Origin of the sequence: Collinsella sp. AM13-34, assembly GCF_003473055.1 — a bacterium.
Classification (GTDB): domain Bacteria; phylum Actinomycetota; class Coriobacteriia; order Coriobacteriales; family Coriobacteriaceae; genus Collinsella.
Genome location: NZ_QRLE01000018.1, coordinates 24,508 through 46,356, shown reverse-complemented (window position 1 = coordinate 46,356; position 21,849 = coordinate 24,508). Strand labels below are relative to the sequence as shown.

Below are 21,849 nucleotides of genomic sequence, written 5' to 3'. Positions count from 1 at the left end.
TCTGATGCGGCGCGCTGCGCGCCCCGCACAGGCTAAAGCCTTTAACAAAAGCGCGGCCTAAAAGGCCGCGCGCCATCTTTCATTCAGATCTATATTGCCCGTAACGGCAGCGCCGAGGTAACGCAGGCCCGAGGGCAACCTTCCTTTCCGGCGCACTCCGCAGGACGAAAGAACCTCCGCCGCACGAAGTGCGCTGCGGAGGTTCTTGCATGTCCGAGGACGCGCCGGAAAAGAAGGTTGCCCTCGGGCCGAACAGCTATGGCAGCTTACGCCACGGTATAGACCCAGTTGTGCTTATCTTCAACAGCACCAGACTGGATACCAGTCAGGGTCTCGCGGAGCTTCTTCATCACAGGGCCGATCTCGGTGTAGCCAGCCGGGAAGGTCACGGTCTCGTCGGCGCCGTAAACCTTGTTGTCGATCTCGCCGACCGGGGAGATAACGGCAGCGGTGCCGCACAGGCCGCACTCGACAAAGGTACCGGCCTTGACCTCGGCCCACTCGACAGGGCGTTGGTCGACGGTAATGCCCAGGTCCTGAGCAACCTGAACGAGCGAACGACGGGTGATAGAGGGCAGGATGGAGTCGGTGTGCGACTGCGGAACGACGAGGGTGCCGTCCTCCTTCACGAACAGCACGTTGGCGCCGCCGGTCTCCTCGACATAGGTGCGGGACTCGGAGTCGAGATACAGGTTCTCGGCATAACCCTCGCGATGGGCCTCCATCGTGGGCTTGAGGGACATGGCGTAGTTGAGGCCAGCCTTGATGTTGCCGGTGCCGTGCGGTGCGGCGCGGTCGTACTCGGAAACGCGCAGCTTGACGGGCTTGAGGCCACCCTTAAAGTACGGACCGACCGGGGTCACGAGAATGCGGAACGTGTACTCAGGAGCGGGAGCCACGCCGATCACGTCACCAGAGCCGATCATAAACGGACGCACGTACAGGGTTGCACCGGAGCCGAAGGGCGGAACCCAGGCGGCGTTGGCAGAAACGACCTGCTTGACGGCCTCGACAAACTTGTCCTTGGGGAACGGGGGCATCTCGAGGCGCTGGGCAGAGTTATACATACGCTCAGCGTTCATGTCGGGACGGAAGCAGACGATGCTGCCGTCCTCGGCGGTGTAGGCCTTCAGGCCCTCAAAGACCTCCTGGCAGTAATGGAAGATGCCGCCGCACTCGGAAACATGCAGGGTGTGGTCGGTGGTCAGGCCGCCCTCGTCCCACTCGCCATCCTTCCAATGAGCCTCGTAGCTGTAATCGGTTTTCATGTAGCCAAAGCCGAGGCTACCCCAATCGATATCCTTCTTCTCGACAGTCATATGTCGCTCCTTACATACACAGTTGCATACTCGCGAACCCGCACGCAAAGACCGAAGCCGACCGCGTCGCAACGTCGCACGCCCGGAGCGTAGAGCCGGACGGGACACGCGAACGGCATCAAAGCCGATGGCACGTCGATTCGCATGCACGAGATTGTACTCCCCGTACGCGTCTGATAAAACGCTTTTCTTTAACTAAGTAAAGTATTTTCATTTGACCGAAGCAGAAAGGCCCGCCACCGTAAAGGGTGACGGGCCTCAACGGCACGGTTTGCGCGCTGGCTCGAGCTACGCGTTCTTTTTGCCCAGCTTAGCCTTAACCAGACCGACCACGGTCGGGATGATCGACACGGCGACGATGCCGATAATCAGCAGCTCAAAGTGCTCCTGCACAAAGGGGATGCCGCCAAAGAAGTAACCCAGCAGCGTAAAGACCGTCGACCAGGTAATGCCGCCCAGCACGTTAAAGATGACAAAGTTGCGCCAGTGCATGCCGCCCATGCCGGCGATAAAGGGCACAAAGGTGCGGATAAACGGGAAGAAGCGGCCCAGGAAGATGGCCAGGTGGCCCCACTTGTCCAAGAAGTCCTCGGACTTTTTGATGCGCTCGGGCGTCATGGCCTTGACCTTGCCCGAAGCGATAATCTTTTTGCCAAAGAAGTGACCGATCATAAAGTTGCACTGGTCACCCAGGATGGCAGCAGCCCATGCGACGGCCAGCAGGGCCACGATGTTAAAGCCGCCGTTGTGGGCAAAGAAGCCCGAGGCAAACAGCAGCGAATCGCCGGGAAGGAACGGGAAGAACACCACGCCCGTCTCGATAAAGATGATCAGGAACACGCAGCCGTAGGCCATAAGCGGGCCGGCGGCGATCCAACTGGCGATCGCGGTGCGCGGATCCTTAAGCAGCTCGGCGATAAAGTTGATGAAACCCATGAAGTAAAACCTCTCAGTTGTGGGCGCGGATACGTCCAAGTTGACCAGTATACGGTTGCAGCGCGGCCATGCACACGAGCGCACAAAAGCATGACTCCATTACCAGCAAGTATGCATAACTGACATCTGTCACGCTAAGCCGTGAAAGATTGCTCTTCCTAATCCCTAGCGAATCGCTATACTTTATTGAATCGCATTGCCTTGGCGCTAAGGGAGGGCGGCCAGTGAGCTTTATCAATACCATTCGCGAGGACATCAAGACCGTCCAGGCACAGGACCCCGCCGCGCAAAACGGTCTGGTCATTTTTCTTTCGTACCCCGGCCTGCACGCCAAGTGGAACCACGTGCCCGAGCACTGGCTGTGGGAGCATGGTCATCGCTCGCTCGCCCGCGTGCTCTCGCAAATCACCCGCCATATCACCGGCGTCGAGATTCATCCCGCCGCACAGATCGGCAAGCATTTCTTTATCGACCATGCCATGGGCGTCGTCATCGGCGAAACCACCATTGTGGGCGACAACTGCATGCTCTACCAGGGCGTCACGCTCGGCGGCACCGGCAACGAGACCGGCAAGCGCCACCCCACCCTGGGCAACAACGTCACCGTGGGCACAGGCGCCAAGGTGCTCGGCAACATTCGCATCGGCAACAACGTCAAAATCGGCGGCAACTCGGTTGTCGTCAAAGACGTGCCCGACAACTGCACCGTCGTGGGCGTGCCCGGCCGCATCATCAAGCGCAACGGCTGCCGTGTGTTCGAGGAAAGCTTCGACGCCAAGCAGCACCGCGAATACATGCCCGACGATGCCGCCGAGCAAAGCGCCCTCAACCGTCAGGGCATCACCGAGAATGCCCGCCGCGTACATGAGCTCGAGCAAGAGGTGGCCGAGCTTAAGGCCCTCGTCGCCAAGCTCGCGGACGAACGCTAGAAACGGGCGATCACCGAAAACATCGGACCCAACGCAAAGGCGCGCCAGGGAACCCATCCCCGGCGCGCCTTATTCCTGATGTGACAAAGGGACTATTCCTTTGTCACATTATGCGAACTGGCTCAGGTAGAGGTCGGCGTAGGCGCCCTCGGCAGCCAGCAGCTCCTTGTGCGTTCCCTGCTCGATAATGTTGCCGTGATCCATGACCAAGATCAGGTCGGCATCCACGATCGTCGACAGGCGATGCGCAATCACAAAGCTCGTGCGTCCGCGCATCAGCGCGTCCATGGCACGGCCGATGGCAAGCTCGGTGCGCGTATCCACACTCGACGTAGCCTCGTCCAGAATGAGGATCGCCGGGTTGTTGAGCAGCACACGCGCAATGGTCAGCAGTTGACGCTGACCCTGACTGATGCTTTCGGCATCGTTGGCCACATGCGTGTCGTAGCCCTGCGGCATGGTACGCACAAAGAAGTCGACCTGCGCGGCGCGGGCGGCCGCAACGATCTCCTCGCGCGTCGCCTCGGGGCAACCGTAGGCGATGTTTTCGGCAATCGTGCCATCGAACAGCCAGGCGTCCTGCAGCACCATGCCAAACTGCTGCCGCAGCTCGCCGCGATCCATTCGACTCGTGTCCACGCCGTCGAGCGTAATGCGACCGCCGTCAATCTCGTAAAAGCGCATGAGCAGGTTGATGAGCGTGGTCTTGCCCGCGCCCGTGGTTCCCACCACTGCGATCTTCTGACCCGGCTCGGCGGTAAACGACACATCGCGCATGAGCGGCTTGTCGGGCGCATAGCCAAAGCGCACATGCTCAAAGGCGACGCGGCCCTCCACGCGACCCGGCAGCTTGGCGGCCTCGCCCGGCAGCGGATCGGCCTCCATTTCGGGCTCATCGAGCAGGTCGAACACGCGCTCCGCGCTCGCCAGCGCACTCTGCAGCGAGTTAAAGGTAAACGACAGCTGCGTCATGGGCTCGGACGCCTCGTAGATAAACTGGAAGAACGCCTGGAACACGCCGACGGTCATCTGTCCGGCCACCAGCATGCTGCAACCCACGAGCGCAATCACGATCTGCGCCAGGCGGCCGATAAAGCGAACCGCGGGACCGACGGCGTTGATCATAAAGTCGGCCTTGGCGCTCACGTGCGCCAGCTCGCCCGAAGCCTCGTGCACCTCGGCAGAACTCTGGCGCTCGCGGTTGAACGCACGAATCACCAAACGGCCCGAGTAGCCCTCCTCGACCGCGCTCGTAATCTTGGACACCCACTCCTGGCGCTCGCCCGTCACGTCGTGCGTGCGGCGCGAAACCACCTTGGTCACCAGCAGCGACAGGGCCGTAAAGCCCAAAAAGACGAGCGTAAGTTCAACGCTGAACACAAACATCACGCCCACAGCACCCACAACCGTACCAATCGACACGAGCAGCTGCAGCAATCCGCGCTGCATGCTCTCGGACATCTTGTCTAGGTCGTTGGTCGCGCGGCTCACCACCTCGCCGGGGCGGTGCGCATCAAAATAGGCGAGCGGCAAACGGCTGAGCTTTTGCGCGATGCGGTTGCGCAGACGCAGGTTGAGTCGTTCGGCCACACTCGACATCAAAAAGCTCTGCAACGCATAGAAGGAGGCAGCCGCCGTCCAAATCATAAAGTAGACGAAAATGGTCTTGCCGCAATGCTCCCAGGTAATGCTGAAGGTGGTGTCGTTGGCAAACGCCACCTGCATATGCCCCCACAGCTCGTCGATGACGTGGGCGCTGTACGCTGGCGCGGCGGTGTTGAAGATGGCGTAGAACACGATGCTCGCGAACACGATATAGAAGCGCCAATGGTCGCCGGCGGCCTCGCTCCACAAGCGGCGCACCGTCGCCCAGGTATCCCGAGGCGTCTCGTCCTCGTCCTCGTCGTCCACGTCGCGCATGCGCTCCGCCTCGGCGCGGGCACGCTCGTCCTCGGCGCGCTCGTTTTCCTCGTAGAGCGCCTGGCGGCGAGCTTCGCGCGCGGCCGCTGCCTTGGCGGCGTCATCCAGCTCGAGCACCGCGGCAGCCTGGCCAGCCGTTTTCTCGGCGGCGTCCGCAGCGTTCCAATCGATAGCGTCGCTGCACTTCTTGAACTCCTCGGTCATGCTACTCACCTCCCTTCATCTGCGACTCCGCGATAGCGCGGTACACCTCGCACGTTTCCATTAGCTCGCCATGGGTGCCCAGACCTACGACCTCGCCGTCTTTGAGCACGACGATCTGGTCGGCGTGCAAGATCGTCGAGATGCGCTGCGCGATGATGAGCACCGCGGCGTCGCGCGTCTCGTCCTGTAGCGCATGGCGTAGCGCCGCATCGGTCTTAAAGTCCAAGGCCGAAAAACTGTCATCGAAGATATACAGGTCGGCATGCTTCATGAGCGCACGGGCAATGGCCAGACGTTGGCGCTGGCCGCCCGAGAAGTTCGTGCCGCCCTGCGCCACCGGGGTATCGAGCCCCTGCGGTTGGTCGAGTACAAAGGTGCTCTGGGCAACCTCAAGCGCATGAAGCATGTCGGCCTCGGTCGCGTCTTCGTTGCCAAAGCGCAGATTACTTGCCACCGTGCCCGAGAACAGCCATGCCTTCTGCGGCACATAGGCGATGCGCCCGCGAATCTCGTCTTGCGAAAGCTCGCGCAGATCGACGCCGCCCAGGCGAATGGCGCCCTTGGTGGCATCGTGGAAGCGCAGCAGAAGCTTTGCCACCGTCGACTTGCCCGATCCCGTCGAGCCCACGATCGCGGTCGTCTGGCCGCGGCGACAGGTAAAGTTCAGATCGCACAGCGTGTCCTCGTCGGCATCGTCAAAACGAAACGACATGTGATCGAACACGGCGACCGCATCCGATTCGTCCTTTGAGTCGGACGTGCTCGCGTCGAGCGTGCGTTCGCCATCCACGATACTCGGCTCAATCTCCAGCACCTGCTGCGCGCGGTTCAGACATGCGGCGGCGCGCGGGAGTGTCAGCACCACCATCTGCGCCATCATCACAAAGAACAGAATCAGGATCGCGTACTCCAGCACGGCCGAGATGCTGCCGATTTGCATCGCATGGGCGCCCACGCGGTTGCCGCCCACCCACAGCACCGCCACCTCGGCAATGTTCATCAAAAAGAAGCTGGAGCTGTCGAGCCCCACAAAAAGGTGGTTGACCTTAATGGCGTTGTCCGCGTACTCGCTAAACACCTCGTCCAAGCGCTGCTCCTCGTGGCGCTCTTTATTAAAGGCGCGGATGACGCGAACGCCCACGATGTTCTCGCGCAGCACCACGTTCATGCGGTCGATAAAGCTCTGCAGGCGCATAAAGATCGGCGCGGCGTTAGCGACCGTAAAGACCGCCGCCACCAGCACGATCGCAACCACGACGCCCAGCAGCGTGCCCATGGCGGGATCGATGAGCCAGGCAAAGATGATGCCCGCCACGGCCAAAAACGGCACCGGCAGCACCAGTTGAATCGTCTGCAGAATCGCCTGCTGGATCACGTTGATGTCGTTGAGCGAACGCGTGATCATCGAGCCCGTGCCAAAGCACTCAAAGTCGCTGGCAGACAGCTCAAGCGACTTGTCGTAGACGGCGTTGCGGATATCGCAGGCCACGTTGGCGGCCAGGCGCGCCGAAAGATAGCAGCCCAGCACCGCGCCGCCGCTGGCCATGCCGGTCGCAATAAGCATGTAGAGGCCGTTGCGCAGGATGTAGTCGACATCGCCCGTGGTGATGCCGGTGTTGACCATGTTCGCCAGCATCGTGGGAACCAACAGCGTACCGACGTTGTCGATTAGCAGCACCAACAACGTCACCGCGACAAGCCCGCGATACGGCTTCATAAACCTCATTAAGAGTCGCACGACTCCCCCTCTCCTTGATTCTCGGCCTGGCTCTCGGCAGCGATATGCTGCTTAAAGGCATCGCACTCATCGCCGAGCGCATGGGAAAATTTTCCGATTAGGCGCATGATTTCGCGTTGTTCCCAGGGCTCGAGCACTTCGAAAGCCTGTTGCTCGGCTTCTTGCGCCGGCAGCGCATATTGCTCGGCAAACCGCATGCCCGCTTCGGTCAAACACACAACCTTGTTCTTACGGCTGCCTTCGGCAAACTCCAACGTTGCGAAGCCCCGCGCCGTCAAGGTTTTAATTGCCGAGTTGATAGTCTGCTTGCTGTAGAACCATTCGCTTGTCAGACGGCTTACGGCAACACTGCCGCCCGCCGTGCTGGTATCGACGAGCATCCAGTAAGCGCAGTCCGAAAGACCGCAGGCGCGCGAGAACTCCGAATAAATATGGTCGAGTCCATTGAGCAACCGGTCGAAGTCGACCAGTGTAACAGCGCTATTCATCTATCCCACCATTCGATTGTCCGATTTTTGACCAATTTATGTCTCTAGATTAGTCCGAGTTTTGACTATCGTCAACAGTCGCTCCGCAAATGTTTGCACTTTTATGGCCTATCGGCAGAAAAAGACCGCCGGCGCGGGGGCAGCGCCAGCGGTCACGTGAAAATCGGGTTTTATTGCCTGTTAAGCGGCGACGGCCTCATAGACCGTAGCGCCCGAGAAGCTATCATGCAGGCTCTTGCCGGCAATCCACGGCAGCTCGACGACCTCGCAGACCGTGTTGACCAGCTCGGAGCAGTCAGTAAAGTGGCCCTTGTCGTTGAGGGCCTCGCAATCCTGAACACGCCAATAGCCATCGGTGTGCGTGATGTAGTACTCGTGATCGTTAATCGACACGAAAGCGCGCGTCTTGGAACGCAGCAGCTTCAGAAATCCTTCGAAATCGGTCTCGACGACATCTCCAGCCTGGAACATGATGTTACCTCCTGGCCCGGCGCCACCACGGCGCATTGATAAACGTTGGTACTCCTTTAGTAAAACCTTTATCAGAGGTTATGCGTTCGTCATTTAGGCAAGTGGTAAAAAACCGCAGGGTAGACGGGATAAAACGTTTAACCATCCCATTGGTTTGTCACATTCTGAAGGTACTTTTATGCAAACCTACTTTCCCAATTGGAATCTATCCTTTTGGCTGGGCAATTGACCGTCTATCGTTTGAGCCCGACGGGTATGAACGTGGCATCTGCAACGCCACCACAAGGAGACACCATGGAAACCATCGAAGCGCTCATTCACCGCCGCAGCTGCCGCAAATACAGCGATCGTCCCGTCGAGGCCGAGAAGCTTGCACGTATTATCGAAGCCGGCCAATATGCACCGAGCGGCATGGGCCGCCAGCCGGTGACGTTTGTCGCCGTCACCGACCCCGCAACCGTTGAGCGTCTCTCACAGCTCAACGCCCAGGTCATGGGCAGCAACGGTGACCCCTTCTATGGCGCCAAGACCGTTGTGGTGGTGCTGGTTGACCGCAGCGTGCCAACGCATCTGGAAGACGGTTCGCTCGCCATGGGCAACCTGCTCAATGCTGCCTATGCGCTGGGCGTTGATTCGTGCTGGATTCATCGCGCACACGAGGTCTTCGACTCGCCCGAAGGCTTGGAACTGCTGGCAAGCTGGGGCCTGCCCGCCGACGGCAGCCTGCGCGGTGTCGGTCACTGCATTCTGGGCTACGCCGAGGACACGCTACCCGAGGCAAAGCCGCGCCGCGACAACGTGGTGTATGTAAAGTAATTAGTCCCGCCGTTCTAACGAACGGCGGACCCGCTCGCAACTTATCTTGCCGGTGGAGTTGTCGTCGTTTCGTTCGTGTGGGTCGTTTCGGCGCCGTCGCCCTGTTCGCCGTCGTCCTTTTGAGCGTCGGCGATGGTGGAGGCTGCCGCAACGATACCGCGCTGGGGCGCGACGCTCGTCTGGGTCTGAGCGCCCTCAACAATTTCTGTGCCTGCATGCGCGAGCTCGGGCGATTTAAACACTGCGTCCAAGTTGGCGCCGCCGCCGGCGTAGCCAAGCGCAGCGAGTGCGATGACGATCACTGCAACGACGACCGCGATCGGAACATAACGATGCCAACCAGCCGGATTGAGTCCGCTGCGACGAGCCGCCCCGCGGCTGATGTAGCCGAGCGTGCCGTCGTGCTTGAGCTTTGAGCCCACCACGCGTTTGCGGTCCCACAGCGAGGACTCTGCCTGCATTGCCAAGCGGGCACCTGTCGAAGGATAGCCGTATTTAGTGCGCTTGAACGAACCATCAAACCCCGAGGCGTGTTTGCCCCACGTCACCGATGTCGTGCGTCGGTTGACCGGTGCGGCGCTCCGCCTTCTGCGGCTCGGTTTTGTAGTCTCAGCCATACGCCCCCGCACGCCGTAACCAAATCGAAACAATAACGCTTTGGACTGTAGCACACGCGTCGCGCGCGGTCACGGGCGCCTCGCTCAACGGTCATCGTCCTTCAGCAAGCGCCACAGCGTTGTACGGCTTATGCCCAGCACCTCCGCCGCACGAGTTCGGTTGCCGTGTAGATGATCTACAACCAGATGCGCGATATCTCGCTCGGTATCGACCAGTGGTCGCAGGATATACAGGTCACTTTCGAGTGTCGGGGCGCCAAAGGTTGCGGTCTTAATCACGTCCTCTTGGGCGAGCACTTCCTCCGCCACAGCGCGGTCCACCGCGCCCGCCCTCACCAATATATACAGTCGTTCCGAGACCTCGCGGAGCTGCAGATAATTGCGCGGCCAGCGGTAAGCATCGAGCGTCTTCGTCGCCGCGGCGGACAGCGTGGGTGCTGCCGTCCCAAATGCATCAGCGAGATATTCCAAATAGCACGCGACCTTCGTCGACGCGGCTCCCTGCTCGGCGATTGCCGGCGCCACGCTCACCGCACAGGCGAAGCGCTCGGTCACAAAAGCAGCCTGATCGCTTTCGCTGCCGCCCGGCATGTCATTCGCCGTCAGCACCACATGGCAGCGCGTCGCCAACGCGGTGTCGGCCATCGTGGAAACGAGCTCGCGGAGACGCTGGGGGCCAACCGCGTTCCAGCCCTCAATGCAAAGGGTCAGCCCCGTTTGGAACAACGGCGATTCGGCGCTTTTGAGCACATGGCGCCAACCGCGCTCGGTGAGCTCATCGAGCGCGACGGAAACAAAGGGCTGATCGGCAAAAGGACCGTCCAGATAGAGGCGCTTGGCGATCTCGACCTGACCCGCTCCCAGCTCGCCCTCGAGCATAAGGGGCACACCGCGCGCGTAGCTCTCGGCGACCGGCGCAGCTACCGAGGCCGCCCCCTCAACGATGCCGTACGCGCTCGATTCGTAGCGGGCCTCAACCTCGTCGGCGTTGAGCCATTCGATACCCGCATGCGCTGCGGCGCCGCGCACCTCGCGGACCACGACGGCCCAAAGCCTCCCGCCCTCTTTGTCGGTGGGGCGAACGGTCAGGCTCAGGCGCGCACCCGCACGTCCCATAACCAGACGCGCGCCGTCTCCTATACGGTCGAGGCGCTCAGCGACAAAAGCCGCCACATCCCGCTCAAGCGCCGCGTCATTCATGGTCGAAATCGCGACGTCCCCACGCGCATCGATTGCCAATGCCGAGGCCCCGGCAGCAGCCAGGGCCTCGGTCAAGATGTTCAGCTTGGCATCGCTATCCATGATTTGCCCCTGTCCGCGGCGACGTGCAGCCGCCGACGGTCGCACGACCGAGTGTTTCAAAATTAAACGATATTGCTCACCAAACACTATAGGGCAGAAAGCGCCGTCCTGCGAGTATAGGTGTTGCCCCGCATCGCCATCCTGGCGGGGCGATAAGAGCTCTTCGGGACTTATAAACCTGCGGACAAGCCATACCCGCAAGAGCTCCTATCGCTCCACCGTGAGAATGCGCTCACCAGCACGCAGCACGCAAATAAGCTACTTCTCTACCAGATTCCCAGCACGTGCTGCATTCCCAAGCTCATGCACGCAATGCCAATCCAACAGCAAAAGCCCAGCGCGATGGGCTTGCCGCCCTTTTTGACCAGCTCGACGATATCGGTATTAAAGCCAATAGCCGCCATGGCCATCACAATAAAGAACTTCGATAGCTCCTTGATGGGCGCCGTAAAGGACGCGGGAAGCTGAAGCACTGTAGTGATCACGCTCGCCAGCACAAAGAACAGCACAAACATGGGAAACGCGCGTTTAAGGGAGAACGTGCTTTTGGCGTCACCGCCGGCCTTGCGCGCCAGATGCATCTGCCAGCATGCAAGGACCAACGTGATGGGGATAATGGCCAGCGTTCTGGTGAGCTTGACCACCGTGGCGCTCTCGAGCACATTGGCGCCGGGATGCATGCTGTCCCAGGCGCTCGCCGCAGCCGTTACGGACGAGGTATCGTTGATGGCGGTGCCGGCAAACAGGCCAAAACCCTCGTTGGTCAGCCCGAGCATGCCGCCGAGCGTTGGAAACACGAGCGCCGCGATAACGTTAAACAGGAAGATGACCGAAATGGCCTGGGCAATCTCGCGATCGTCGGCATCGATGACGGGTGCGGTCGCGGCGATAGCAGAACCGCCGCAAATCGACGAACCCACACCCACAAGCGTCGCGATCTTACCCGGCACGTTCATAACGCGGCAGAGTACAAAGGCGATGACAAGCGAGGTCGAGATTGTCGCCACGATAATCGGCAGCGACTGGGCGCCCTTGGACAGAATCTGGGAGAGGTTCATGCCAAAGCCAAGCAGGATAACCGCGTACTGCAAGACTTTTTTGGACGTATAGGTGACGCCGGCGGCGAGCTGTTCGCGACGATTCTTGGGAAAGACGAGCGCCAGGACCATGCCAAAGAGGATGGCAAACACCGGACCGCCGACCACTTCAATTTGTTTGCCGAGCAACGTCGCGGGAATGGCGATGATCAGGCAGAAAAAGACGCCTTTCCAGCGCTCGCGTACGAAATTTGCCGGTTGCATATGGGATTCCTTCTTTCTATTTCACGTTTGCGACGGCTTATGATACGGCAACATTGAGCGCAGCCTTGCGCAAACACAGACTAAGATGCCGCAATAGTTCTCAGGCAACAGCCGAATTACCCACCGCGGAGAGCTGATTCGCGGCATAATTAACAACTGACATATGAGTTTGATAGAACAGTTGCGAGGCGCTATGGAAGAATCGATGCACGTCGGCGAGCAGGAAACGAGCCTACAGGACCAGTCCTACCACACCATTCGACGCAAAATCGTCTACCTGGACTACAAGCCGGGCGAAAAGCTGGGCGTCAAGCAACTTTGCGACGACCTGGATATGGGGCGCACGCCCGTGCGCGAGGCTTTGGTTCGCTTGGCGCAGGAAGGCCTGGTGCGCACCGTGCCCCAGAGCGGCACCTACGTCTCACCCATCAACCTCACCCTTGCCGAGAGTGCCTGCTACATCCGCGAACATCTGGAAAAGCAGGTGATTGTGGAGTGCTGTGCGCGAGCCACGTCGGCCGGCATCGAGCAGCTCGACCGCACCATCGTGCTGCAGGAAAAGGCCATGGCCGAAGAGGATCGCATCGGCTTCTTTTTGAGCGACAACCTCATGCATCACATGATTTTTAGCATCGCATGTCGCAGCACCGTTTGGTCGTGGCTCGAAGAGACCAATGCCGACCTGGAGCGCTTCCGCTGGCTGCGCGCCGCCACGCAGGTTCTCGACAATCAGGACATCGTGAACGAGCACAAGCAGATTCGCCGCGCTATCGCCGGTCGCGACCCCATCGAAGCGAGCTTTTTGGTCAGCAAGCACCTGCATATGATGTTCCGCAACCAGACCGAAGTTCTGGATCAATATCCCGAGTACTTCGAGACCAGCAAGCTCCGCTAACCTACCAAAACCACCACAAAGGGGACAGGCACCTTTGTGGTGGTTTCTCCGCACATAAAGGCCCGGCTTCGTCTGATGACGCGGAGCCGGGCCTTGGTCGTTAGGACGGCGGAATATTAGTTATTCCACGGTCACGCTCTTGGCGAGGTTTCGAGGCTGATCGACGTCGCAGCCGCGCAGGATGGCGACCTCGCGGGCGAGCAGCTGCAGCGGGACGCTCGCCGTGATGGGGCTGAACACGTCGCGGACTGCTGGCACGCGGATGATGCAGTCGGCGATCTTGTTGATCTCCTCGTCGCCCTCGGTGGCAACGACGATGACCTTGGCGCCGCGTGCCTTGCACTCCATAAGGTTCGACACGGTCTTGTCGTAGGTGGCGCTCTTGGTGGCCACGGCGATGACGGGGAAGCCCGGGTCGATCAGGGCGATGGGGCCGTGCTTCATCTCGCCGGCGGCGTAGGCCTCGGCGTGCAGGTAGCTGACCTCTTTGAGCTTGAGCGCGCCCTCGTAGGAAATAGCGGCACCCATGCCGCGACCCACGAACAGTGCGGACTGCGCGTCCTTGCACAGCAGGGCGGCCTCATGAACGGCCTCGGTCTGGGTATCCAAAATCCACTGGATCTGCTCGGCCGTATCGGAAAGCTCGCGGAACAGCATGCGCGCCTGCTTGGTGGTCAAGCGGTACTTGACCTGCGCCAGCAGCAGGGCCAAAAGCGTAAGGCTCACAACCTGGCCGATGAAGCTCTTGGTCGAGGCGACCGCGATCTCCTTGTTGGCCTTGGTGTAGATGACGCCGTCGCTCTCACGCGCCACGGGGCTGCCCACCACGTTGGTGATGCCGAAGACCTTGGCACCCTTGATGCGCGCGTCGCGAATGGCGGCAAGGGTATCGGCCGTCTCGCCCGACTGGGACACGGCAACGACAAGCGTCGTCGGCGTAATGATGGGGTTGCGATAACGGAACTCGCTCGCCGCCTCGACCTCGGTAGGAATACGAGCCCAGCCCTCAATGAGATTCTTAGCAATGAGGCCGGCGTGATAGCTGGTGCCGCAAGCGATCACGTAGACGCGGTCGATGTCGTTGAGCTCCTCGAGCGAAAGGCCCAGCTCGTCGATGTCGAGCTCGCCGGCCGGCGTCATACGACCGACCAGCGTGTCGCGCACGACGCGCGGCTGCTCGTGGATTTCCTTGAGCATAAAGTCGGGATAACCGCCCTTTTCGGCCATGTCCAGGTCCCAGTCGATGTGGGTGACCTTGGGCTCGATAACGTTACCGGCCTCGTCGGTGTACTCGACGCCTGCGGGCGTGAGCTTGGCAAACTGACCGTCCTCGAGCACCACGACATCGCGGGTGGCGTCGATGAGCGCGATGACATCGGAGGCGACATAGGCGCCGGTCTCGCCCGCGCCGACCACGATCGGGGAATCCTTGCGGGCCACGGCGATCACGCCGGGCTCGTCAGCGCACACGGCGGCCAGACCATAGGCACCGACCACGTGGGTGCAAGCCTCGCGCACGGAGGCCATCAGGTCGTGCGTCTCGGCATAAGCCTCTTCGATCAGATGCGCGAAGACCTCGGTGTCGGTCTCGCTCTTAAAGTGGTGGCCGCGGCCCTCCAGCTCTTCGCGCAGCTCGGCGAAGTTCTCGATGATGCCGTTGTGGACGATGGCGATACGACCGTCGCAGCTGGTGTGGGGGTGAGCGTTAACGACGGAGGGCTTGCCGTGGGTGGCCCAACGGGTGTGGCCGATACCGCAGGTAGCGTCGCTGTCGATGTTGGAAAGCTCGCTCTCCAGGCCCGCGACCTTGCCCACGCGGCGGATGACGTCGAGGTGCGCCGCGGCGCCCTCGCCCACCTCGAGCGCGACGCCCGAGGAGTCATAGCCGCGATACTCCATACGCTTGAGGCCCGTGACCAGGATGTTCTTTGCAATATCAGAGCCGGTGTAGCCGACGATTCCGCACATAGGATAAATCCCTTCGTTCGCATGACTGCAAGACGTCCACGCACAGGGGGCGCTGAGACGTATAACGTTCGAGTATTGTACTCACGCAAGCGCAAGCTGATATACCAGAAGTGGTATCTCAACTTAGATACCACCCGATGCACACACGTCCAGCCGGTCCAAACCACCACAAAGGTGCCTGTCCCCTTTGTGGTGATCGCGCCGGCAACGGCGTTTCCCCAGATAAAACCTGCCAAAATAAACCTATCCCTTTTTGGTAGGCTCGGGATGCTACAATCTGGCTTGTACTTGAAACGCATCAAAGGGGCCGCTATGGCAAAGGTAAAAATCAGCGACGTCGCGCGCGAGGCCGGGGTTTCGCTGGGCACGGTTTCCAACGCGCTCAACCACCCCGAAAAGCTGCGCCCCGAGACCCTCAAGCTCATCAACGAGACCATCAATCGCTTGGGCTACCTGCCCAACCAAAGCGCCCGTCAGCTCGCGGGCGGCGCCACCAAGTCCTTTGGCCTGGTGCTCCCCCGTCTCGATCACGGCTTTTCGCTCCAAATCGCCAGCGGCGCCCACAACGAGGCACGCAAGCACGGCTACGATCTGCTCATCGCCAACGCCGATAACGACGATATTCTCGAGGACCATTACCTGCGCTATTTTATGGGCACGCAGATGTCCGGCGTCATGGTTCAGCCCATGGCGTCCCTCGATTGGCACCCCGCCATGACCAAGATTCCCGTCCCCATCGTCCATCTGGACGTCCATTGTTCAGAACCCGGTTACTACGTGGCCGCCGACAACGAGGCACAGGGGCGCATTATCGCCGAGCTCGCCATCGCCCGCGGCGCACACCGCATCGTCGTTGTAGGCCGAGCGGCATTTATGCAGCTCACCCTGCGCGTCCTTGGCATCCACAAGGCACTTGCCCTGCATCCCGATATCAAGATCGAAGTCATCGACGCCGGCGAATGGAATACCGCTGCCGACGGCTACGGCATCGGTGCCCAAATCGCCGAGCGCCCCGCGAACGAACGCCCCGATTTTGTCGTCGGCCTGACCGACGTGTTGGCCTCGGGCGTTATCTCGGCGCTGGTCGACAAGGGCATCTCTGTACCCGGGCAAGTACGCGTAGCAGGTTGCGATGGCAACCCGCTCGCTTGGAGCGGATCGGTCCCGCTCACTACGGTAGCGCCCCCGGGCTACGAGATTGGCCGCAAGGGTGTCCAACTGCTGATGGAGCAAATCGAGAACAAGGCCCCGGCAAAGACCAAGCATATCCGCGTCGGCTCTGCAGCGCGCACCGTCACCGCAGTCACCGCCGCCGAGGGTATCAACCGCCAAGAACTGGTACGTCCGTTCCTGCTGGAACGCGCCAGCACCCAGGCAAGCAGCCAGACCGACGCCACGGCCATCAACCTCGGTGCGTATCTATAGCACGACCGCAAGTATGCTAAGTCGCCGCTCAAGCAAAAGAGGCCCGACCATTGCCGGGCCTCTTTTGCTTAAGTGCAAACGTGAGCAATTGCTCGTTTCAACGCCGCAATTGTCTAGCGCACGGCCTTGACCGCCGCCGTCAGATCGAATAGCGTATCGAGCACCGCCTCGCAGCCGTCCACCACGTCCTGCGGAAGCGGCACGATATCGGGGACGGCAAAGACGTGACAGCCAGCCGTGATGCCCGAGACGCAGCCGTTGCGTGAGTCCTCGACCACGGCACATTCCTCGGGAGCAAAGCCCGCGCGCTCGCAGGCGAGCAGATACATCTCGGGGTCGGGCTTGCCGTGCACGACGTCCTCGCCGCAGGTCACCGTCTCAAACTTATCAAAGAGGCCGACCATCTTGAGGTTGCGCTCGGCCGTAACGTGGCGCGACGACGTCGCAAGACCCACGTGATAGCCCGCAGCCAGCAGCTCGTCGAGGCACTCGGCGGCACCGGCCTTAAGCTCCAGATCGGTCTTGACCATCTCGTCGCGAATCTCCCTATGGCGACGATAGATTGCCTCAGCGGTTTCGCGGCTGCCGTAATGCCCATCAAGGATCTCCATGACATCGGGCAACGTGCGGCCGATAAACTGATGGATCAGCGCATCGTCAATCGCGAATCCCAGCTCGGCCGCGCCCGCCTTCCACGCCTTGATACCCAAACGCTCGGTGTCGACCAGCGTTCCGTCCATGTCAAAAATAACGGCCTTGATCATATCGGTCCCCCATCTCTTCGCGCTGCTGTACTCCCGCAACTTTACCGCACCTGTAAACTTGTATATAACGTATATAGCATATTGCACTTTCGTTACATAGATAGAAGTCTTATGACAAGCGACTCGGTAGGATTATAGTTTTCGACCGAGTACTCAACGGCAAGGATCGACTTATGCTTTCAGACACCACCGCACCCGCAGAGGGGCTTCAGGACAAACTCGCAGCGCTCGAGCAGCTGCTTTTAGCATACGGACGCGTCGCCATCGGCTTTTCCGGTGGCGTCGACAGCAGCTTTTTGGCCGCGGTCTGCGCCCGCATCATGCCCGCCAGCACGCTTCTCGTTCACCTCACCACGCCGCTCATCGGCACGCCCGAGCAGGCTTCGTTTGAGCGGGCGGTTGACGGGCAGGCCGATGAGGGGCCGCACTTCAAGCTTCCCGTACTCAACCTCTCGGTCGATCAGCTGCAGCTCCCCCAGATAGCCTGCAACGACGCCGACCGCTGCTACCACTGCAAGCGCGCCGGCTTTACCGCCATCGTCAACCACGCCAAGTCGCTGGGCTTTCCCACCGTCATCGACGGCAGCAACGCAAGCGACCGCGGCGACTACCGCCCCGGCATGCGCGCCGCCCAGGAGCTCGGCGTGCGCTCGCCGCTTATGGAGGTCGGCTTTACCAAGGACGAGGAGCGCGAGCTGCTACGCGCCTGGGGCTATCCTGTCTGGAACCTGCCGGCAGGAGCCTGCCTGGCCACGCGCGTCCCCACGGGCGAGGAGCTCACGCGCGAGAAGGTCGATGTAATCCGCACCTGTGAGGACTACCTACACGACCTTGGCCTGGACCAGGTCCGCGCACGCCTCGTCGGCGGCTGCATGCATATCGAGGCCGCGCCGGCAGACGTCGCCAAGATCGCCGCCCTCGGCAGCACCGCGGTCAACGACGAGGGCAAGGCCCCGCTTCCCGCCGCCACCGAATCTGCCCTGCGCAACCTAGGCTGCGGCCACATCTCCCCCGAGGTCACCCCCTACATCCACGGCAACATGAACCTTTAAGTTACGCCGTTTAACCTACCAAAAAGGGACAGGTTTATTTTGGCAGGTTTTATCTGGGGAAATATCACGGAGCCATCGCCTCTCTAGTATCCACCTAACTTCGAGAGACACTAGAGAGGCGACTCGGCTGCATCTACCTCTTCCGATAGCGGCGGTTGCGGCTCGTCGATGAACCCATTACTTCAATGAGTCCTTTCCCCGCCATTTTTGGCAGATGGTAACGGACGGACGACAGTTGGCATTCCGTCTCTCTAAACAAGGTGCTTATCTCTCTAACTTTCGAGAGATAAGCACCTTGTTTAGAGAGACATTTAGAGAGATATAGCAAATTCGCTGCTAGATAGCCTAAGGCCATCTCTCTAACCGAGCTTCCCGTTAGAGAGACATTTAGAGAGACGAGCGTAATCTCTCTAACCATGGGCGCCGCTCTTTAAAGCGCACACATCCCAACCGTGCCCTAAGTTGCGGCGGGCATTACCCCGCCAACCCGCCAAAAAGGGACAGGTTTATTTTGGCAGGTTTTATCTGGGGAAACGCAGGCAGGGCCGCAACGCCGTATGCGTTGCGGCCCTGCTCCTTGGAGAAGGAACGATAGATTGAGCGGGCTGGTTGCACCTAACCCTCGAGCCCGGCGTTAATAAGCTCCGCGATCTCGGCGGGATCGGTGCTCGCGCGCACTTTGTCGCGGAAGCCGGCATCCATCAACATTACGGCAGCCTTGGAGAGCAGGCGCAAGTGCGTGGTTCCAGCTTCGCCGGCGGGCACGTACAGCGCAAGCGCAACATCAACGGGCACGCCATCAAAGCTCGGCCACTCGACGGGCTTGGCCAATTTGAGCACGGCAACGCCCGGCGCATGGATCGCGTCGCTTTTGGCATGAGGAACGGCAAAGCCGGCGACAAGGCCAGTCTCGGCCTCGTTCTCGCGAGCGATAAAGGCGGCCTCGACGGCAGAAGCATCGTCGGCAAAGCCAAGCTCAACGGCCTGCTCAGACAAATAATGCAAAGCATCCTCGCGCGATGCGGCGGCATACCCAATCGTTACCTGATTGGCAGATACAAATCCCATGGAAAACACTCCTTACAACACGGACCTGACCGCGGCCTCGATACCCTCGGCGTCCAGACCGTACTTATGCAGCAAATCGACCGCAGGGCCAGACTCGCCGTACACATCGCGCACGCCAACGCGGCGCATAGGCACCGGGTGCTGCTCCGCGAGCACCGCCGCAACGGCCTCGCCCAATCCGCCGACAATCGAATGCTCCTCGGCGGTCACCACACGACCGGTCTTCTTCGCGCTGGCAACCACTAGGCGCTCATCAAGCGGTTTGATCGTATGCATGTTGATGACCTCGGCATCGATGCCTTCGGCAGCGAGCACCTCGGCAGCCTTGAGCGCCTCGGCGACCATGAGGCCGCATGCGATGATGGTCACATCGGACCCCTCGCGCACGACCACGCCGCGGCCAATCTTGAACTCATAGTCCTCGTGGTCGTTGATGACCGGCGTAGCCAGGCGGCCAAAACGCATGTAGACCGGACCCTCAAACTCATAGGCGGCGCGCACGCAGGCGCAAGCCTCGATGTCATCGGCGGGAACGATCACCGTCATGCCCGGAATCGTGCGCATGAGTGCAATGTCTTCGCAGCACTGATGCGTAGCGCCGTCTTCGCCGACCGAAATACCCGCATGCGTGGCCCCGATTTTGACGTTGAGGTGCGGATAGCCGATGGAGTTACGCACTTGCTCATACGCACGACCGGCGGCGAACATGGCAAAGGTGCTCGCAAAGGCGACGCGACCCGTGGTCGCAATGCCGGCGGCAAGCCCCATCAAGTTGCTCTCGGCAATGCCGGCATCGTAGAAGCGCTCAGGGTGCGCAGCCTTAAACTTACCGGTCTGCGTGGCGGCGGCCAGGTCGGCATCGAGAACCACAAAGTCATCGTGCTCATTGCCCAGCTCGACAAGTGCCTCGCCATAGCTAACGCGCGTGGCGACTTTCTTGACGTCTGCCATTAGAGCTCCTCCCCTGCTGCTGCGAGCTCGGCCATGGCCTGCTCAAACTGTTCATCGTTGGGCGCCTTGCCGTGCCAGCCCACTTGGTTTTCCATAAAGGAGACGCCCTTGCCCTTCACCGTCTCGGCGATAATGGCCACGGGCGAGTCGCTCACTTTGCGGGCCTCGGCAAAGGCGGCTGCAATCTGCGCCATGTCGTTACCGTCGGCAAGCTCGATCACATGCCACTTAAAGGCGCGGAACTTGTCGGCAAGCGGCATAGCCGAGTTAACTTCGTCGATACTGCCGTCAATTTGCAGGCCATTGTGATCGACGATAGCGACAAGGTTATCCAGGTCGTGGTTGCCGGCGAACATTGCCGCCTCCCACACCTGGCCTTCCTCGCACTCACCGTCGCCCAACAGCGTGTAGACGCGGTAGCTGTCACCCCAGTGCTTTGCGGCGAGCGCCATTCCAACCGCGGCGGAGATACCCTGACCGAGCGATCCGGTAGACATGTCGACGCCCGGCGTGTCATTCATATTGGGATGGCCCTGCAGGCGGCTGCCGATATGACGGAGCGTCTCGAGCTCCTCCCTGGGAAAGAACCCGCGCTCGGCGAGCACGGCATAGAGTGCCGGAGCGCAATGTCCCTTGGAGAGCACAAAGCGATCGCGCTCGGCGCAGCTCGGATTCGCCGGGTCGACATCCATTTCCTCAAAGTAGAGGTAGGTCATAATGTCGGCGGCGCCAAGCGATCCGCCCGGATGCCCCGACTTGGCGGCGTGGACGCCCGTGACAATACCGCGGCGAACCTCATTGGCAATCTTGGCCAGTTCCTGATCGGTCATGGAGTTTCCTCTCTTGAGCACGCCGGCCCGGCATAACAAATGCTGGGCCGGCAGAACCATCGTTACTGTGCCTCGACGACCTTTTTCCAGTCAGCCTCAAAAGAGGCGAGGCCCTGGTCGGTCAGCGGGTGATGCAGGCACTTCTTGAGAGCGGCCATGGGGACGGTCGCGATATCGGCACCAAGAAGAGCCGCCTGGGTCACGTGGTTGGGCGTGCGGACCGAAGCGGTGATGATCTCGACGGTGTCGTCGACGTTCTTGCCGGTCCAGTCATAGTTCTTGATGCATGTCACGACATTGTCGAGCTGCGAGATGCCGTCCTCGGCGATGTCGTCAAAGCGGCCGACAAACGGGCTGATGTAGCGGGCACCGGCGTTGGCGGCCATGAGGGCCTGCGTCGGCGAGAAAACAAGCGTCATGTTGACGCGCACGCCCGCATCGGCCAGGGCGCGGCAGGCGGCGAGGCCGGCCTCGCACACGGGAAGCTTGACCACGATGTTGGGAGCCAGGGCGGCAAGACGCTTGCCCTCCTCGATCATGCCCTCGGCAGTGGTCGCGGTGGACTCAGCAGACACGGGCAGGCCCTCGCAGAGCTCGGCAATCTTGAGCATATGGGGCTCAAAGTCGGCGAGCTTGCCGCCGGTCTTGGCGTACAGGGACGGATTGGTGGTGACGCCGGCAAGGCAGCCCCAGCTCTTGGCCTCGGCGATCTCGTCAAGGTTGGCGGTATCGATAAAGAACTTCATGGTGCAAACTCCTTCTAAGGAATCCAAAACTCAAAAAATAGGACAAAGGGGATGTCCTTTTGTCCTATGTGCCGGGCCTGCAGCTGGGACATGCCCCAGGCCCGGCGTC

20 protein-coding genes are annotated in these 21,849 nt (G+C 60.6%); 5 read left to right on the top strand and 15 right to left on the bottom strand.

All coding sequences use genetic code 11. The features are described 5' to 3' along the window. Window positions 1-266: 266 nt before the first annotated feature. Window positions 267-1,319, bottom strand: a complete 1,053-nt coding sequence (locus DW151_RS08105) for a branched-chain amino acid aminotransferase (RefSeq protein WP_117582948.1) — start codon at window positions 1,317-1,319, stop codon at window positions 267-269. Window positions 1,320-1,607: 288 nt separating this feature from the next. Then, window positions 1,608-2,255 carry a DedA family protein gene (locus tag DW151_RS08100; RefSeq protein WP_117736633.1) on the bottom strand — a complete coding sequence of 216 codons (648 nt, stop codon included), beginning with the start codon at window positions 2,253-2,255 and terminating at the stop codon, window positions 1,608-1,610. Window positions 2,256-2,479: 224 nt separating this feature from the next. Here DW151_RS08100 and cysE point away from each other — a divergent pair, with 224 nt between their 5' ends. Continuing rightward, a complete protein-coding gene (gene cysE / locus DW151_RS08095; protein ID WP_118335322.1) occupies window positions 2,480-3,184 on the top strand; it encodes a serine O-acetyltransferase in 705 nt (234 codons plus the stop codon). Between the two features lie 108 nt (window positions 3,185-3,292). Here cysE and DW151_RS08090 read toward each other — a convergent pair whose 3' ends face one another. From DW151_RS08090 to DW151_RS08075, 4 genes are all read right to left on the bottom strand, one after another. Continuing rightward, window positions 3,293-5,308, bottom strand: coding sequence for an ABC transporter ATP-binding protein (locus DW151_RS08090; RefSeq protein ID WP_118335320.1), 2,016 nt, complete (start codon window positions 5,306-5,308; stop codon window positions 3,293-3,295). 1 nt (window position 5,309) lies between these two features. Next, window positions 5,310-7,034, bottom strand: a complete 1,725-nt coding sequence (locus DW151_RS08085) for an ABC transporter ATP-binding protein (protein WP_118335319.1) — start codon at window positions 7,032-7,034, stop codon at window positions 5,310-5,312. Further along, entirely contained in the window at window positions 7,034-7,534 is a 501-nt protein-coding gene (locus DW151_RS08080) for a MarR family winged helix-turn-helix transcriptional regulator (protein ID WP_118335317.1), read from the bottom strand. The genes DW151_RS08085 and DW151_RS08080 overlap by 1 nt, the downstream gene beginning before the upstream one ends. Window positions 7,535-7,714: 180 nt before the next feature. Further along, window positions 7,715-8,005, bottom strand: a complete 291-nt coding sequence (locus DW151_RS08075) for a hypothetical protein (protein WP_006235631.1) — start codon at window positions 8,003-8,005, stop codon at window positions 7,715-7,717. Between the two features lie 294 nt (window positions 8,006-8,299). On the opposite strand from DW151_RS08075, the gene DW151_RS08070 reads away from it, so the two are divergent. Then, window positions 8,300-8,821, top strand: a complete 522-nt coding sequence (locus DW151_RS08070) for a nitroreductase (protein ID WP_118335316.1) — start codon at window positions 8,300-8,302, stop codon at window positions 8,819-8,821. 41 nt (window positions 8,822-8,862) lie between these two features. Here the strand turns inward: DW151_RS08070 and DW151_RS08065 are convergent, their stop codons facing one another. The 3 genes from DW151_RS08065 to DW151_RS08055 form a co-directional block, all read right to left on the bottom strand. Then, window positions 8,863-9,438, bottom strand: a complete 576-nt coding sequence (locus DW151_RS08065) for a hypothetical protein (protein ID WP_147336389.1) — start codon at window positions 9,436-9,438, stop codon at window positions 8,863-8,865. Between the two features lie 84 nt (window positions 9,439-9,522). Next, a complete protein-coding gene (locus DW151_RS08060; protein ID WP_118335314.1) occupies window positions 9,523-10,740 on the bottom strand; it encodes a helix-turn-helix domain-containing protein in 1,218 nt (405 codons plus the stop codon). 266 nt (window positions 10,741-11,006) lie between these two features. Continuing rightward, window positions 11,007-12,041, bottom strand: a complete 1,035-nt coding sequence (locus tag DW151_RS08055; protein WP_118335313.1) for a YeiH family protein — start codon at window positions 12,039-12,041, stop codon at window positions 11,007-11,009. A 193-nt stretch (window positions 12,042-12,234) separates the two neighbouring features. Here DW151_RS08055 and DW151_RS08050 point away from each other — a divergent pair, with 193 nt between their 5' ends. Further along, window positions 12,235-12,936 carry a GntR family transcriptional regulator gene (locus DW151_RS08050; RefSeq protein ID WP_233543371.1) on the top strand — a complete coding sequence of 234 codons (702 nt, stop codon included), beginning with the start codon at window positions 12,235-12,237 and terminating at the stop codon, window positions 12,934-12,936. A gap of 120 nt (window positions 12,937-13,056) precedes the next feature. Here DW151_RS08050 and glmS read toward each other — a convergent pair whose 3' ends face one another. After that, window positions 13,057-14,904 (bottom strand): glutamine--fructose-6-phosphate transaminase (isomerizing), encoded by a 1,848-nt coding sequence (gene glmS / locus DW151_RS08045; protein ID WP_035138734.1) that lies wholly within the window; start codon window positions 14,902-14,904, stop codon window positions 13,057-13,059. A gap of 312 nt (window positions 14,905-15,216) precedes the next feature. Between glmS and DW151_RS08040 the strand changes: the two genes are divergently transcribed. Continuing rightward, window positions 15,217-16,329 carry a LacI family DNA-binding transcriptional regulator gene (locus tag DW151_RS08040; RefSeq protein ID WP_233543370.1) on the top strand — a complete coding sequence of 371 codons (1,113 nt, stop codon included), beginning with the start codon at window positions 15,217-15,219 and terminating at the stop codon, window positions 16,327-16,329. A gap of 113 nt (window positions 16,330-16,442) precedes the next feature. Here the strand turns inward: DW151_RS08040 and DW151_RS08035 are convergent, their stop codons facing one another. Further along, window positions 16,443-17,093: an HAD family phosphatase gene (locus DW151_RS08035; protein ID WP_118335307.1), complete on the bottom strand. Its 651-nt coding sequence runs from the start codon at window positions 17,091-17,093 to the stop codon at window positions 16,443-16,445. A 173-nt stretch (window positions 17,094-17,266) separates the two neighbouring features. On the opposite strand from DW151_RS08035, the gene DW151_RS08030 reads away from it, so the two are divergent. Continuing rightward, window positions 17,267-18,145 (top strand): ATP-dependent sacrificial sulfur transferase LarE, encoded by an 879-nt coding sequence (locus tag DW151_RS08030; RefSeq protein ID WP_118335305.1) that lies wholly within the window; start codon window positions 17,267-17,269, stop codon window positions 18,143-18,145. A gap of 615 nt (window positions 18,146-18,760) precedes the next feature. Here the strand turns inward: DW151_RS08030 and DW151_RS08025 are convergent. The 4 genes from DW151_RS08025 to fsa all read right to left on the bottom strand — a co-directional run bounded on the left by DW151_RS08025 (window position 18,761) and on the right by fsa (window position 21,740). Then, on the bottom strand, window positions 18,761-19,213 hold the full coding sequence (locus tag DW151_RS08025) for a PTS sugar transporter subunit IIA (protein WP_118335303.1): 453 nt from the start codon (window positions 19,211-19,213) through the stop codon (window positions 18,761-18,763). A 12-nt stretch (window positions 19,214-19,225) separates the two neighbouring features. Then, a complete protein-coding gene (locus DW151_RS08020) occupies window positions 19,226-20,164 on the bottom strand; it encodes a transketolase family protein (protein ID WP_118335301.1) in 939 nt (312 codons plus the stop codon). Then, window positions 20,164-20,994, bottom strand: a complete 831-nt coding sequence (locus tag DW151_RS08015; protein ID WP_118335299.1) for a transketolase — start codon at window positions 20,992-20,994, stop codon at window positions 20,164-20,166. The genes DW151_RS08020 and DW151_RS08015 overlap by 1 nt, the downstream gene beginning before the upstream one ends. Before the next feature lie 62 nt (window positions 20,995-21,056). Then, window positions 21,057-21,740 (bottom strand): fructose-6-phosphate aldolase, encoded by a 684-nt coding sequence (gene fsa / locus DW151_RS08010; protein ID WP_117757862.1) that lies wholly within the window; start codon window positions 21,738-21,740, stop codon window positions 21,057-21,059. Between the last annotated feature and the right edge of the window lie 109 nt (window positions 21,741-21,849).